The following is a 14,529-nucleotide window of genomic DNA, read 5'->3' on the forward strand; positions in this document are numbered from 1 at the left end:
TCGTGGTTGCCCCAGCCTTTGCCCTGCACGAGGTAGGTAACGAGGAATCCCAGTGAGCCGGCGATAAGCGTAAATGCGCGCGGCGTTAAGCAGAGGCCTCGTCCGACATAGGCGGTTATGGCGAGCAGCCCTACATTCAAGGTAAACCAGAGTTCTCCCAGCAATTCCTGCAACGATACTCTCAGCGGCACATAGGCGTCGATCGTTACTTGCAGCGTGTCGACAAATGCCGGGAAAAGATAAAAAATAACCGCGACATAAGCCAAAACCGTTACGGTCGCCGCCAGGTTCTCGATAGCCAAGGCAAGCCTGAATGAACGCCGCGCGATCAGGCATCCCGCCAGCGGAAAGGCGAAAGCAAGGGCAAAATGCGGCTTGATGCAAACGACGAAGCCCGCGAGAACGCCTGCCCCCAGCGCGGACCGCCAATCGGGCCGGGCGCCGGAGAATCGCGCCGCGTAGACCGCAAGAACAGGCAGGCTCCAGATGACCGCAAGGTGCTCGCGTTGGGCGAACACGAAGCCGGGCATGACCAGCAGGATGAAGCTCGCCGCCACGGCCGCGAAACCCGACTCGGCTTGCGCCACGATGCCGGCTTCGCGTAGAACCCGCCAGGCCAGCCAGGCGCAAACCATCGCATTGAGAAAGACAAACACCACGGCGATCGCTTCGGTTGGCGCGCCGATCGCCTGCGCGAACATCGCCGCTGGCATGTAGATCAGGAACGAGGCTGGCGGATTGGTCTCGATGATGTCGACATAAGGCCGCGCGCCGGCCAGTACATGCTCGGCAACGGTGAACAGCCACGAATTATCGGTATTCTGATGGCCGACGGCCTGTTGGATAATCGCGAAGACCAAAAGGGCCGTAGCCGTCCATCGATTCGACAGCACTCTGGCGAATTTGATGTTAAATTCGCCGAAGCTGATCGGAAAACGATTCAAGGCGAAGACGCCGAAGTGTTTTGTCTGAGCGGCCATGCAACATCCCCCGTCGATGGTTATCCCTTCGCCCTTAAGCTTCCGTTGCCATATTGCGCGACAAAGCCTCTACCCGCTTTGAGAGATCGTCGACCAGCGCTTCGGCCATGACCCGCCAGCTGTAACTGCGGGCGGCATAGGCAGCCATTCCATCGATGTCCACGGGATTTCTCAAGATTTTATCAATGGCATTGCCGCAACGGGCGGCGGAGCCATCCCGGTCGGAGAGGTCAATTTCAACTCCCTGCAGCCATCGAGAGGCGGAGGGGTCGGCCAGGGCGCTGGCCGCACCGCAGATGACGGGCAAGCCACACGCCATGGCTTCCTGGATAACGAGCGGGTAACCTTCTCCGACACTCGGCAACAAAAGGAAGTCCGACGCGCGATAAAGGTCGGCAAGGGTTGCCTGGGACTGGAAGCCAAGCACATGGATATTGGGCAGGCCCCACTTTCCAGGGCGAACAGGTCCGTTTCCGACCAACGCGAAATGCAGATCCGGCCGGCGGTGCGCTAACGCCGCCAAGATTGAAAGACCTTTCTTTTCGACGAAGCGTCCAACGAAAATCGCAACACTGCGGTCCACTGGAATGCCGTAATCGCGCCGGACGCGACTGCGCGACTTTTCCAGGCGTGGATGAAACAGCGCGCCATCGATTCCGTTTTGCAACAATCTGTAGGGGCGCCAAGCAGGCTCGCCAATCAAATCTCGACGAACCACATCGCTAATGAACACAAGAATATCCGCCGCTCCCAGCATCGGACGCGTAACGATAAAGTTTGCTAAGCGCATTACGCTTCGCATCGCATAGCTGGCGAACGAGATTTGCGAAATGTGCTGGATAAGTAAGAGCGGCTTACGATTAAGCTTTGCCAAAACAGCAGCAAAAATAGAAGTAATATATAGTGAGTCATGAATAATCACTGCGTCGCTAACGCGCACGGCCCGCCAAAGCGCTAGAATGCCGCGCGGGCTAGGAATAGGCATCGGCAGCCCTGTAAATTTCTCGATAGGATTATAGCAACGAAGTGGCGCCGCCGCGATCCGAGCACCGGGCGGGGAATCGAAATCACTCGCGGCCCAAAGGGGATCGTGACCACAATTTGCGAACTCTCGATTGAGCTGCGCCGCGACGCGCTCAATGCCGCCTCCGTGGTTTTCGTAGAAATGAGTGACAGTAAGAATCCGCAATTGAAGCCTTTCGTTGTACCGCCTCAATACGGGTTGTCGTTTCGTGCGATTGTCATGACGGATCGGTCGGACGCACGGTCCAATTCCACGCCGCCCCGACAGAGCGCAGGATCGCCCAGTGAGTCGCTAGATAATTCCACAAGAACAGAAACAACGTCGCCAGCGGGGTGGCGACGTAGATCGGCAGATGCGCCACATCGCAAGACAAGAACAGGCTGCCGATCCACAGTGGATAATTTATCAAAATCGCGACGCTATAGCGGAGAAACGCGCCAAGCCTTGGCTTCGCTTCGAAAGTGATCAGGCAATGCAAGGCAAAACCGATCGCCAGCATCGGAATGGACACGACAAACAGGCCGCGCAAATAGTCGAGCCCGGCGAAGACGATTCCGATGAGCAGCAGATTATTCACGACGGCGCAAGTCGCCCCCACGGCGAGATAGCGCAAACTCGACGGCGTCCCGCGCAACCGGTCCAGCAAGGGTTGCGCGGAATTCACAATTTTCTGCCGGTGACTAGAAGGCAGGAAGCCGTGTCGGACTCGATCCAATGGTCCTGGTGGGCGTCGACCGGAGCGCCCAAGTCGACCAGGCTTGACAGGGCGTTGGCGAAGACCTGCGGTGTCCGGGCGCGGTTCTGGAGTGCGCGCAGGCCGAGCGAGCGCTGAATTTCAATCGGCCTTTGTTTCTGGCCAAAGACAGAATAGAATAAACCTCCGGTCATGCGCGACAGGGTCTCCCAACGACGAGTCTGGGGCTTGTCGAAATAGCCGAGACAAGCGTCGATCCGCATGCCATGCGCCTCGGCCAGGGCCTTCCATTGATCTCCCGACAGGTAATTGAAATGGGCGATGCGCCGGTCCAAAGTCTCCAAGTATTGCGCCCGGCTGACCGAAGGCAAAATTGGTCCCGACAGATTGTCGCGAAATGGCGGGGCCGGCACGGTGAACAGGAATTTGCCGCCGGGGCGCAAAACGCGCGCAGCCTCGGCTATGGTGGGCGAGAGATGGGGAATATGTTCAAGAACGGAATTGGATAGCACGAAATCGAAGGACGCGTCGGCTTCGGGAATGCTGTCGCCGGGCGCGACGTGCAAGCGCTGGTAAAAGGAAAATTTGCGCGCGGCTTCGACTTCGAAAGGGTCTGGATCGATCCCGACCAATTGGCGCGGGCCTGTCGCCGACAGGAGAATATCGGTCAAGATGCCGTCGCCACAACCCAGGTCGAGCCCGAGACCTTCGGGAAGGCCGTGTGACGCAATAGCGCCGATTTCGATGGCGCGCCAATATGCCGTTGCGGGTTGAGCGGGATAGGCGGCGACGAAAGTCTTGAGGAGCTCAGCGTTGGTCATTGGGTCCCCCGGGTCGCGGAAAAAGTCGGGCGGCGCAGGCTTCGATGATCGCGTGCTGCAGCTTGAGCCCGTCCAGCGCGCTGGTCGGTCCGATCGGCTCCAGCGCCCCGGCGTCGCCGCCAATGGCGGCGGCGAGTCGCGCAAAAACCTCGTCATTGCCATAGAAGAGCCTGCCCTGAAGATGCGGAATCCCGCTCGTGACATGTTGCAGCCAGTGCTGGAAGGTGGCGACGAGACTGGTCCTGAGCACGTGCGACGTATCGTGCGCGCCATCATTGGGGAGCGACAGATAGATGTCCCGGAAAACATCGACAATTCCGAGCCGCTTTTCCCCGAAAACCACCAGATACCATTCACTGACGGGACTTTCGAAATTGCAGCTCAGGTGAATGGGGTAGCCCTTCGCCGATTCGAACCAAGCGTCGACGCGGGCCGGGGTCGCCAGACCGCATTGGCTCTTGGCGCTCATTGCCTGTGACAGCCGCAAGGGTCCCGCCACGGCGCGCATCAGATAAAGCAGATGCGGGCTCTCGTCGTAAAACAGGCCGAGCGGCAAGTCTTCATACCATTCCGGCAGGCGCCGGCCTGGATTGCCATATTGCACGGCGTCAATGCCGCGCACAGCGCCGAGCGCGCCGCTCGCGATTTCCGCGAGCAGTTTCTTTGTCGACCGGGCAAACTGAAAATTATGGACGATGGCAAGTCGCCGATCGCCGGCCTGCGCCGTGGCGATCAGTTCCTCGCCCTCGGGGATCGTCATGGTGAAAGGCTTTTCGGTCAGCACGTGCTTCCCGAGATCGAGCCCCTCCTTCACCAGTCGGTAATGCGCCATGGGCGCCGTGGCCACAGTCAGGGCGTCGATTTCGTCGACCCACGCGACGTCCTTGAGCGCGCCAGCCTGGGCGAAGCGCCGCAGACCTAGTTTTTGGGCTATGCTCTCGGCGCGCCCGGGCTTGCGATCGATCACCCCGACGACTTCAAAGGCGGCGTTGCTGAGAAGAACAGGCAAATGACGATGCTGGGCGACCCAGCCGCAGCCGACGACGGCGATCTTAATGGCTGGCGGCACGGGCGATTTCCCTTTGCGACTTCGCGGCGTCGGCTGCCGCCTCGGAGGCGGATGCAGTTACGGCCGTGGGCTTGGGCCCGACCTGTATGGGCTCAAACTTCAGGAACTCCACCTCGTGGCCGTTGACGATGGCCAGCAAAAACCCGCCGAGCGCGTTCTGGGCGCCGATCGTAATCAGGGTCGTGCCGATAACCGCCGGCAGCACGCTGTTGATCGCGCCGAAATTCTTCGTCGACCAATAGCCAACGACCGACAAGAGGATCGCCAAGCCGGCCGCAACGATCAAGCCGCCCGCGACAAGCATGGTTTCCAGCGATAGCCAGCGTTTGAAATGCCATTCCCAGCGCGAGGCGAGGCGATAGCCCTGGTTGCGGCCGTGAATATGGGTGACCATGGCCATCAAAACCGCAATGTGGGACAAACCAAAGAGGGCGCCCGCGAGCACAACCCAATAATTGCCGAATTGGGAGGCGCGCCAATCGCCGGCTAACGCCGCCCAGGCGGCGACGGCCCATATCGAGAGCGACGCTGTCGCGGCGACGCCCGCTGGAACCAGAAACGCCCACAGCGGGCTCAGCATGAATAGATAGCGCAAATGGCGCCAGCCGTCCCGCCAGGGGCGCAGGTGAGGCGGACGACCGCGGAGATCAGGCGCCAGCTTGGCGGGAGTCTCGGCGATCCGCTGTTTCTTGAGCGCGGCCTTGATGATCATCTCGCTGGCGAATTCCATTCCCGACCCATTCAGATCGAGCCGCTCGAAACATTTCTTGGTCAGCGCGCGCAACCCACAATGCGCGTCGCTCACGCCGGCGCCAAAGAATATATTCAGGACGCCCGTCAGCAGCGGATTGCCGATATAGCGGTTTTTCCAAGGCATCGCGCCTCGGGCGATGCCCGCCTTGAAGCGCGAGCCCAGGCAAAGATCAGCGCCATCGACAAGCTTTTCCACCATGGCGACGGCGTCGCGAAAATCGTAGGAACCGTCGGCGTCGCCCATGACCAGGTAGCGACCTTTGGCTGAACGCATGCCATGGATGAGGGCCGCCCCATATCCGCGCGTTGCGCAATCGACGACGCCGACGCCGAGCGAACGCGCGATCCCCTGGCTGCCGTCGTCGCTCCCGTTGTCAGAAATGATGATTTCGCCGAAAAATCCCATCCGATCGTGCATTTCCGCCAAAGCTTCGCGCGCGTTGGCGATACAATGGGGCAAGCTTTGCGCCTCATTGAGGCAAGGCATGACTATGGATACGTCGATCGCCGACGGGTTTGTGTCATTCTCGGTCGCCAGACTCGCCATTCCGCCAAGCTCTCTTTGCTGCAGATCGGCCGCGCAAGAGGGGCGGGCGAAGCGCGACTTCGACGCTAAAACATGATGCTTAATTTTTTCCTCGACAAAATAATGGATACTTTCGTTCCGATCCGCCGCGGGCTCCCCAACCAACGTTTACCGCAATTGACAGACCCTGAAAATTCGTGACAGAAAATAAAAGATTTCAGAGCAAGTCAAATTCGCGCCTGAAGGCCTTTGCGTAAACTGGTTAGCATCACGAGCCCACATAAATGCTTGGCGCATAATGCATATATTAACGCGGCGCCGATTCGACAAAGCAGTTAGCGAGACAGGCATGAATGATATTAAAGGGCTATCCCACGCGGGTCCCCATCAAATATTAAAGAAATACAATAATTGTAGAATGTATATTCTAATTATATTGATTTTGTCCATGCTGATAATGCCAATAAATATGTCCTATGACAGGCAGAATTTATTAGCATTTATACTATTTATAAGACAAGATATATTTATAATATTTGGTATCATTTTCGTTGCGGCGCTATCAAAGCCAAGTATTGACAACGTAAGCAAAGACGAAAAATGGAGCGATTATCTCTCGAGACCGCCCATTTTGATATTGTTTGCATTTGTTTTAATCGCTCTCTGCCGTGCAGGCCATCACCTGGTCTTCTTTGACCGTGATTTGAGCGGGGATGAGCAGATGGCGAATTTCGATGCGCAAATTTTCGCGCATGGCCGGCTTTTCGAGGCCATACCGCCATTCTGGCGGCCCTTTACCCGCGCGCTCAATGACAAGATGTTCATCCTTCCGATCGGCGACCACGAAGCATGGGTTTCAAGCTATCTCCCGATCAATGCGGCAATGCGAGCCGCGGTCGGAATGCTTGTCGACCGCTCGTTCACGGGTCCGCTGCTGGTGGGCGTCGGCTTTCTCGCCCTCTGGAGAGTGTGCGAGCGGTTATTGCCCGATTCGCCCTCGGCGCGCGCGGTGGCGCTTTTGCTTTACGCTGGCTCGTCGCAAATCATTGTCACCGGAATGACTTCATTCGCGATGTCGGGTCACCTCGCGCTCAATCTTCTTTGGCTCGCATTATTTCTCGAAAATCGGCGCGCGACCCACATTGGCGCGGCAATCGTCGGCTTCCTCGCAACCGGACTTCATCAGCCGCTGGCTCACCCGCTGTTCGTTTTGCCCTTCATGGGTCTTATCGCCGCTCAGCGGCGCTGGCGGCTGCTCGCCTTCTATGGGATGTCCTATGCGCTGATATCAGCCTTTTGGCTCGCTTGGCCGGTCTGGATCAGCGCGCACGGCGTCGGAGCGATTCCGTCCCACAGCGGGCCGGATGTGAATTTCATCGACCGCCTGCTCAATGTCGTCGGAGCGCCGAACCTGAGGGGATTGACGTTGATGGCTGCGAACCTCTTGCGCTTCGCCGCCTGGCAGCACCTTTTGCTCCTGCCTCTGCTTGCGTTTGGCATATCGGTCACCTGGCGCCGCGATCCACTGGCTCGCGCGCTTGCGTTTGGACTTCTCTTGCCCATCCCCGTGATGTTCATTCTCCTCCCTTACCAAGGCAACGGATGGGGATATCGCTATCTGCACGGCGTCATCGGCAACGCATGCCTGCTGGGCGGATATGGCTGGCGGGCTCTCGAAGCGGCGGGTCTTTCGCTTCGCAGCGCATTTCGCCAGACCAGCCTGGCGACCTTCCTGCTGATCATCCCTGCGCACGCTTATATGGCGCGCCAATGGGCGGCGCCATTTGCCCAGGTCGCCAGGTCGATCGCGTCGAGCAAGGCCGCTATTGTCATCGTCGGCGACGATACAACCTCCTTCGGCATGGATTTATTGACGAACCGGCCGGATCTGTCCAACCGTCCGATCAGGTTGGCGGCAAGCCAGCTTGTCCCTTCAGATATGCGGGCTTTATGCGGTTTTGGCAGCGTTTCCTTCTTCAACACCGCTCAAACGGGGCGGATCAATGAGTTCATCTTCGGCCGAGCGGGACCTGCGTCTGCTCGCCTCGTCGCGCTGGAGGACGAAGCTCGGCGTCTTGACTGCGTTGTCGTTCCCGCTCCAGAGGACGCGGTCGGGAACTGACCGGGCACGCCCAGCCTCATCATCGCAAGGCTCCGCGATTTTCCATTTCGAGATGAGTCGATCTCGTCTTTCGAGACCAGAGACGTCAAATTGTAGCTTCCGGGCGCTCGGCTTTCCCGCATAATTCAAGTTATTCATGCTCGAAACGCCGTGTTAACGGAGGAATGCTCTAGTCTGACCGAGCGAGCGCGCGGATATTATATTATGATCAGAGCATAAGATGCACGATAAGGCTCTCCGAATCCTGAAGAATTGTGTTGTAATTTCCTTCTTCGCCTCGCTTCTAGCGGGGGTGTTCGTCCCGGTCTACACCGATGAAGTTGGCTGGCGCTTCCAAGAGCGCGCGGGGTTTGACGGCGTCGACAAGATGTTCAACGACCTGTGCGGCGCCAATACGCTTGCCGCGCCACCTTTTTTCATGCTGCCAGCCCGGTATTTCTCGGCCTTTTTCAACGCCATGTTTGCCGATCCATTCTACGTCCGGCTTTCGGGCGTTGGTTACGCGCTGTTGTGGGCCGTGTTGCTATTGCGCCTGATCGGCAGGATCGCAAATGATGACCGGGAACGCAGCGTTCTCACCATTATCGCATTCGGCCTGATGGGACTCGGAGTCCTCCCGCTCCTTTTGGTCTGGAGCCGTCCAGAGCAACCCATAATCCTGGCGACGACGGCGGCGATAAGCGTGGCCTGGCTGGACTGGAGAAAGCCCGCCGGCCCTACCCCTGCGGCCGCTACCTGGTGGCGATCGATCGCCATCCTTTTTCTCGGCATCGTCGCAATCAGCTATCATATGAAGGGATTGGTGCTCATTCCGCTTTTCCTGGTTTGCCTTGTATTCTCGAGCCAAGGGAAAAATTCATACATCCCACGGATAGCATCAGGCGCTCTTCTCTTGGTTGCTACGGTTTTCGCCGCACATTATTGGGTAGATCGCTTCCAATGCCCAGGAGATCCCATCCTGGCGGCCCAACTTCGAAGAGCGAACCTTGGCTTTGCCCTGACGGGAGGCGACTGGCGAACGGCGTTACCTATTCTTATAGGAAATGTGAAGCTGATTTACTATTTCGCGCTGGCTATGCCAACCATCAAACCGATGTCGGCTTGGCTCGCGCCCGATCAATTAAGTTTGGCGACCACCAGGGCCTGGCTTGTGCTCGTGGTTTCAAGCTGGTTTGTGGCCCTGGCGGTGAGCCTATCTTACCTGGCCTTCGCCATGGCCAAAAGCTTTCTCTCGCGCAGGCTCGATCGGAAGGCCACGATGTCGGTAGTCCTTTTCGGCTCCGCCATTGTTTGGATCGTCCCCCAGCTTGTTCGCAATGCATATGAGGCGAGCTTTGTCCTGCCCTTGATGATGCTGGCCTATCTATTCGCCTTCTCGGCCTCGACTGAAAGACTTCGGCGCAGTGAGCTACTCGCCATCCTGGCCGTTTTGCTCGGAGCGATCTCGATCGGCAGCGAAATTCTCGTCGCGTTGACCTATGGCCCCTCGCTCGCACAAGCCTTTCAGCAAAAGGGCTACATCAAGGAACAACCCTATTCGCTGACCCTTTTGGGTTACGCAGAGCTTAAGCCGGACATCATCGGCGCAGCGAGCAAGTGCGGCATTACCGGGAAGCCACGCCCTTCCGGTTTGCTGGTTGATGACCTCACCTATTTCGCATTCATGCAGAGCTATCGACCGCAGCATCGACTGGGCGTGCTCTCTGCCTGGAATGGCTCGATCGCGGATCCGGTCGCCTATTTGCGCGCCCGTGGGTCTGACGGAATCATCGTCGGGTGCCGTTATTTGAACGACGACTTGCGTCGGCGGTCCCAGCGCCAAGGTGAATTCTGTTGTCTGGGGCCGCCAGATTGGTAGAGGGCCAATCATCCGGCCAAGTAGACCGAAGTCTGGAACCCAAATTTCTTGGAAGCGTTTTGTAAAGATCGTTTTCACAGCCCATTAGGCGCCGAATTCGGGAGCGCAAAACATGGAACGCAGAATTGCCGGAATGATTGGCGCCGCCAGTTTGGCGGCGGTCGGAGCTACACAAGTCGCCGCCGCGCCTGCTTTGGAGCGCACGCTGCGCGCCGAGAGTTTCGCTGAACTGCTGCAGCCGATTCCCAATGCGTCCTCCCTGTTGATGGCTGCAGAGGCCGCCGCAACTTCAAATCCGGCGACTTCGTCGGGAGCGGGAGAGATGATGGCCTATTATTATCATCATCACCATCACCATCACCACCACCATTGGTGGCGTCACCGCCATCACCACCATCATCATCATCATCACCACCATTATTATTGATGCGACCGGCGGCGGGGCGTCGCCCGCGCCGCGGTCATTTCAGCGGCTCCTTGTTCTTGTCCTGCGCTTTTGCGGCCCGCAGCATGAAACGATAGGAGCCGTCGAAAACGGTCGCGGTGCGCGACAGCCATCGTGATCCTTCCGACAAGCGGTCGCGGCTGGCGTGGAGGCGTCTCGCTTGCATCTCGCGTTCGGCCGCCTCTTGCGGACCCATTTCGACGATATCGAACGGCGCTTCCTCCGGGATGACGATGACCTGCGCGAAAGGCTCCCCGGGGCGGAAAACATGCCGGCGGCCCTCCTCCGGCGATTTGAACACCATGAAAAACATCATTGGCCACCAGTGGCGGATGAGGGCCGGCACCGCGATCGGGCAAGTTCCCGTCCGATCCGTAAAAAAACGCGGATGCGGCTCGGTGCGAAGGGCCAAACCCGGTTCTACCTTCAAATCCAGCAGGATCTGATAGGTGTAATAATTATTGCCGAAATTACGGAATGGCGGCCATTGCAGACCCTCTTCCGGGCAGGAACCGAAATCACCTTCCAGGCGCAATTCCCCGTTGCTGGCGCTGACAATCAGTTCGTTGTCATAGGGATAGAACAATTCGATGCCGTATTGGGCGCTTTCTGAAAACGGAGTGCAATGCCAGGCGTATTCCTGCGAACCATCGGCGCGCGGCTCTCGTTCTCCTGCCCATCCTGGAATTTCCAACCTGGTGCGGCGCGGCGCAAGGCGATGTTCACGAGTGCGGAATTTCACTTCGTTCATCGTACCGCCCCTGACCTTGATCCACTTGCCATGCTCGTTCCCGGATCTGATTTTCGGCTGTTAAACCGCGAGAACTTAGCCGCCCACCCATCTGGAAAACGCCAAGGTAAACCGCGCGTTCCTTAAGCCAAGCGAGATCCTGACGAATCTTCGATCATTGGCATGCGACGCTCCCGACGCGCGAGTGGCGAGAACAGCGCTCGCGGCCTTTGGTTCGGTCTGCGCCCGCCGAGATCGACGCGATGCAAAATCAAGTTGACAACGAGTCCTTGGTCGGCGCAGCTTCCCGCGACTTTTCACCCCGACGTTTCTGGAACTCGGAGCAGCCTTCCTCCAATGGACGCCGCCTCAAAAAAGCCTGACGGAGCCCGTGCAGGGCTCCCGATTTTGGTCAAGGCGCAGTGGCGTGAGCGCTTAGCTCTTTCTCATGCCGCGGAAGTTGCGCTTGTCTGGGGTTCCGCAGCTTTCGCATCTCTTGTTTATCTCTTTAGAAAAGGGCAGGATATTAATTGGGATCAGCTTAATTATCACATATATTCCGTATATAGCCTGATAAACAACAGGGCCGAGTTGGACATCATTCCCAGTCAACTGCAGACTTGGACCAACCCTTTTGGCAATTTGTTGCCCTATTTCCTGATAAGGAATATGTCACCAACGATAGCGTCGGCCATACTGGCGGTAACGGCGGCTTTGGCGGTGCCGCTTGTTTATTTCCTCACCAAAAACATTCTGAACCGAATTGAGTCGCTGTCAAATTTGTCTTGCGTAATCATTTCTTCCGGGGCGGCAATAGGCGCTTTTTTCGCCCCGACTTTTCTTTCTGAGGTTGGAACGAGTTTAAATGATTACATTGGCAATATATTTCTACTATTAGCGCTTTTAGCAGTGGTGAAACGCCGTTTTGATGGCCCTTCTTATCTTCTGGCAGGAGCCCTGATTGGTATCGCTGTCGATATCAAATTAACGAACGCATTTTTTATCGCTGGCTGGATTGTCGCTACAATCGCAATAGAGAAAAAACAATTCATAGTTCCACTATTTTGTTCTGGGATTGGAAGCCTGGCGTCCTATATCCCCATAGGCGGGGCTTGGAATATTTACGTTTATGACCTTTTCAAAAATCCGGTGTTCCCACTATACAATAACATATTCAAATCAGACAGCTATTCTCACTTAGCGATGCTAGACACTCGGTTCAAGCCCCAATCCTTTGCTTCTGCACTGGAGTATTTTCCAAGATGGGCGTTGGGGGATCCCGCAACAGCCGAGGTGTTTTTTAGAGATACGCGTTTTCTCATCGCGCTCGTTGTCCTGGTGCTTGCGTCCGCTCGCGTGGTGGAGGCATTTTTCATGCCTGAGGAAGACCGCCGCCGTCAGGTGTTCGAGTTAAAACCAAGTCTTTTCGTTCTTTTTTTCACGATTGGCTCATTCGTTGCCTGGCTGACGCTATTCGGCATAGAGCGTTATGCGATTCTACTCGAACAACTGGCGCCGCTGACTATTCTGATCCTGCTCTCGCTGTTGTGCGAGTCCCGTCGAACCTTCATGCTGGCGGCGACCACAACCATCGTTGCAATTCTGGCGACGACGCATGCCGCCAACTGGGGGCGCGTCTCGTTCGGCAAGGACTGGTATGCTGTCAAAATGCCTGAGCAATTGCAGGGAAATGACATCATGTTCGTGATGCTGTCGATCGAGCCGACCTCTTATATCATTCCCTCCTTTCCCAAATCGGACGCCTTCATTCGAATCGAGGGGAATATGCCGCTCACGCCAAAGGATGGCCTGGGTCAGGAGGCGGTACGGAGATTCCATTCTCATCAGGGCGAACTCCGGACGCTCGCTCCTGCAATCTATGATTTGAAACAGGCGGAAAATAGCCTCTCGAGCTTCGGTCTGGAGGCAAGATCAGACAACTGCCTGGATATCGAAACCAAGGCCGGCAACTTGCGATCCTGTCCCTTGATGAGGCGAGCGCCGTGAAATGAGTTCACTCGGCACGAGCGGGAATTATCGAATGAACGAAAGCATGACGACACTCGAAATGGCGGATCCAAGCATTGCGTCGTGCCGTATCGCTGTCCTGATCCCCTGTTACAATGAGGAAGCTACGGTTGGCGCCACTGTCGCCGCTTTTCGCAACGCTCTGCCAACTGCGACCACATATGTTTATGACAATAATTCGTCGGATCGCACCATCGAGGTCGCGCGCACGGCAGGCGCGGTCGTTCGGCAGGAATACCGGCAGGGCAAGGGCCAGGTCGTGCGGAGGATGTTTGCTGACATCGACGCGGATATTTACGTGTTGGTCGACGGCGACGCCACTTACGACGCTGGCGCGGCGAAGGGGATGATCGATCGCGCCCTTCGCGAAAGGCTCGATTTCGTCAATGGGGCGCGGATGTCCGAGGCCGTGGCGGCATATCGACGCGGGCACAGGCTCGGCAATTATGTCTTGAGCAACCTGGTGCAATACATATTCGGCCGACAATTCACCGATATGCTTTCGGGTTACAAAATCTTCTCGCGCCGTTTCGTCAAATCATTCCCGGCCATGTCGCGCGGGTTCGAGATCGAAACGGAATTGACCGTTCATGCGCTGGAATTGCGGATGCCCTGTGGCGAAGAGGAAACAGCCTACGGGGAAAGACCAACGGGTTCGACCAGCAAGCTCAACACCTATCGCGATGGGGCGCGAATTCTAATGCTTATCGCGGCTCTGGTGAAGAACGAGCGCCCTTTGCCCTTTTTTGGCTTGTTGGGCATTGGCATCATCCTCGTCGCCGTCATAATGGCCATTCCTTTGGCCGAGACCTATCTTGAAACAGGGCTGGTGCCTCGCTTTCCGACCGCGTTCCTTGATGTGGGTCTTGCCATCATTGGGGTCTTGAGCCTCTTTGTCGGACTGATCCTCGATATGGTGACGACCATGCGGCACGAAATGAAGCGTCTTGCCTATCTAGCCATCCCTCCAATCGGCTCCGGGCACGAATAGGAGCGGGGTATTGAAGCCAGGTTTTCGCAGTTTGCCGAAATGGGCCCTCGAACTGACGCGGTTCGGCGTCGTCGGCGTTGTCGGGTTCATCGCCAATGCTGCAAGCCTGGTGATCCTCGCCCGGTTCGCCAATCTCTATATCAGCGGATTGTTCGCCTGGGTTATCGCAGCCACGGTCACGTGGTACCTGAACCGCATCTGGACCTTTTCCGGTCGTGACCATGGCGGATTGTTCAGGCAATGGCTTCATTTCCTTGGCGCAAATTCCTTCGGCGCAGCGCTCTATTATGCGACTTACGCAACCGCGATCAGCCTTTTTCCTTTTGTCACTTCCCATCCGGTTCTGGCCGTCGCCGCAGGATCCGTCGTCGGTTTGGTCGCGAATTTTACCTTGTCGCGGCGTTTGGTCTTTCGCTGACAGGAAATACAAAGAAGAGCAGCAGCAGCCTGAGCTAGAGCCTTTTCCGATCCGATTGAATCGGATCGGG

Annotated in this window: 12 protein-coding genes and 1 pseudogene; 6 read left to right on the forward strand and 7 right to left on the reverse strand. The window is 57.0% G+C overall.

Annotated features, from left to right (window positions below):
• The 6 genes and pseudogenes from ACLP2E_RS08035 to ACLP2E_RS08060 all read right to left on the reverse strand — a co-directional run.
• Positions 1-980 (reverse strand): annotated as a pseudogene (locus ACLP2E_RS08035) (hypothetical protein); the annotation flags it as partial.
• A 34-nt stretch (positions 981-1,014) separates the two neighbouring features.
• Positions 1,015-2,169 (reverse strand): glycosyltransferase family 4 protein, encoded by a 1,155-nt coding sequence (locus ACLP2E_RS08040; protein WP_442463049.1) that lies wholly within the window; start codon positions 2,167-2,169, stop codon positions 1,015-1,017.
• A 52-nt stretch (positions 2,170-2,221) separates the two neighbouring features.
• Positions 2,222-2,668, reverse strand: a complete 447-nt coding sequence (locus tag ACLP2E_RS08045; protein WP_442465614.1) for a GtrA family protein — start codon at positions 2,666-2,668, stop codon at positions 2,222-2,224.
• A complete protein-coding gene (locus ACLP2E_RS08050) occupies positions 2,665-3,519 on the reverse strand; it encodes a class I SAM-dependent methyltransferase (protein WP_442463051.1) in 855 nt (284 codons plus the stop codon). Before ACLP2E_RS08050 ends, ACLP2E_RS08045 begins: the two co-directional genes overlap by 4 nt.
• Positions 3,506-4,588, reverse strand: coding sequence for a Gfo/Idh/MocA family protein (locus ACLP2E_RS08055; RefSeq protein ID WP_442463052.1), 1,083 nt, complete (start codon positions 4,586-4,588; stop codon positions 3,506-3,508). Before ACLP2E_RS08055 ends, ACLP2E_RS08050 begins: the two co-directional genes overlap by 14 nt.
• Entirely contained in the window at positions 4,572-5,888 is a 1,317-nt protein-coding gene (locus tag ACLP2E_RS08060) for a glycosyltransferase family 2 protein (RefSeq protein ID WP_442465615.1), read from the reverse strand. Before ACLP2E_RS08060 ends, ACLP2E_RS08055 begins: the two co-directional genes overlap by 17 nt.
• 397 nt (positions 5,889-6,285) lie before the next feature.
• Here ACLP2E_RS08060 and ACLP2E_RS08065 point away from each other — a divergent pair, with 397 nt between their 5' ends.
• The 3 genes from ACLP2E_RS08065 (at position 6,286) to ACLP2E_RS08075 (ending at position 10,274) form a co-directional block, all read left to right on the forward strand.
• On the forward strand, positions 6,286-7,989 hold the full coding sequence (locus ACLP2E_RS08065) for a hypothetical protein (RefSeq protein WP_442465616.1): 1,704 nt from the start codon (positions 6,286-6,288) through the stop codon (positions 7,987-7,989).
• Between the two features lie 220 nt (positions 7,990-8,209).
• Complete coding sequence (locus ACLP2E_RS08070; protein WP_442465617.1) at positions 8,210-9,847, forward strand: hypothetical protein; 1,638 nt, start codon at positions 8,210-8,212, stop codon at positions 9,845-9,847.
• A gap of 112 nt (positions 9,848-9,959) precedes the next feature.
• Positions 9,960-10,274: a hypothetical protein gene (locus tag ACLP2E_RS08075; protein ID WP_442465618.1), complete on the forward strand. Its 315-nt coding sequence runs from the start codon at positions 9,960-9,962 to the stop codon at positions 10,272-10,274.
• Between the two features lie 34 nt (positions 10,275-10,308).
• Here ACLP2E_RS08075 and ACLP2E_RS08080 read toward each other — a convergent pair whose 3' ends face one another.
• A complete protein-coding gene (locus ACLP2E_RS08080) occupies positions 10,309-11,043 on the reverse strand; it encodes a hypothetical protein (protein ID WP_442465619.1) in 735 nt (244 codons plus the stop codon).
• 336 nt (positions 11,044-11,379) lie between these two features.
• On the opposite strand from ACLP2E_RS08080, the gene ACLP2E_RS08085 reads away from it, so the two are divergent.
• The 3 genes from ACLP2E_RS08085 (at position 11,380) to ACLP2E_RS08095 (ending at position 14,459) form a co-directional block, all read left to right on the forward strand.
• The gene (locus ACLP2E_RS08085) at positions 11,380-13,029 is read left to right on the forward strand and encodes a hypothetical protein (protein ID WP_442463058.1); all 1,650 of its coding nucleotides are present in this window, start codon (positions 11,380-11,382) and stop codon (positions 13,027-13,029) included.
• Positions 13,030-13,090: 61 nt separating this feature from the next.
• Entirely contained in the window at positions 13,091-14,041 is a 951-nt protein-coding gene (locus ACLP2E_RS08090) for a glycosyltransferase family 2 protein (protein WP_442463066.1), read from the forward strand.
• Positions 14,042-14,051: 10 nt separating this feature from the next.
• On the forward strand, positions 14,052-14,459 hold the full coding sequence (locus ACLP2E_RS08095) for a GtrA family protein (RefSeq protein WP_442465620.1): 408 nt from the start codon (positions 14,052-14,054) through the stop codon (positions 14,457-14,459).
• Positions 14,460-14,529: the final 70 nt, after the last annotated feature.

This window comes from Rhodoblastus sp. (genome assembly GCF_052145335.1).
Taxonomy (GTDB): Bacteria; Pseudomonadota; Alphaproteobacteria; order Rhizobiales; family Beijerinckiaceae; genus Rhodoblastus.

Coding starts and splice junctions, on each gene's coding strand:
- ACLP2E_RS08090 (WP_442463066.1), top strand. CDS start 13,091: ATGGCGGATCCAAGCATTGCGTCGTGCCGTATCGCTGTCCTGATCCCC.
- ACLP2E_RS08080 (WP_442465619.1), bottom strand. CDS start 11,043: ATGAACGAAGTGAAATTCCGCACTCGTGAACATCGCCTTGCGCCGCGC.
- ACLP2E_RS08075 (WP_442465618.1), top strand. CDS start 9,960: ATGGAACGCAGAATTGCCGGAATGATTGGCGCCGCCAGTTTGGCGGCG.
- ACLP2E_RS08085 (WP_442463058.1), top strand. CDS start 11,380: ATGGACGCCGCCTCAAAAAAGCCTGACGGAGCCCGTGCAGGGCTCCCG.
- ACLP2E_RS08065 (WP_442465616.1), top strand. CDS start 6,286: ATGTATATTCTAATTATATTGATTTTGTCCATGCTGATAATGCCAATA.
- ACLP2E_RS08060 (WP_442465615.1), bottom strand. CDS start 5,888: ATGGCGAGTCTGGCGACCGAGAATGACACAAACCCGTCGGCGATCGAC.
- ACLP2E_RS08050 (WP_442463051.1), bottom strand. CDS start 3,519: ATGACCAACGCTGAGCTCCTCAAGACTTTCGTCGCCGCCTATCCCGCT.
- ACLP2E_RS08070 (WP_442465617.1), top strand. CDS start 8,210: ATGCACGATAAGGCTCTCCGAATCCTGAAGAATTGTGTTGTAATTTCC.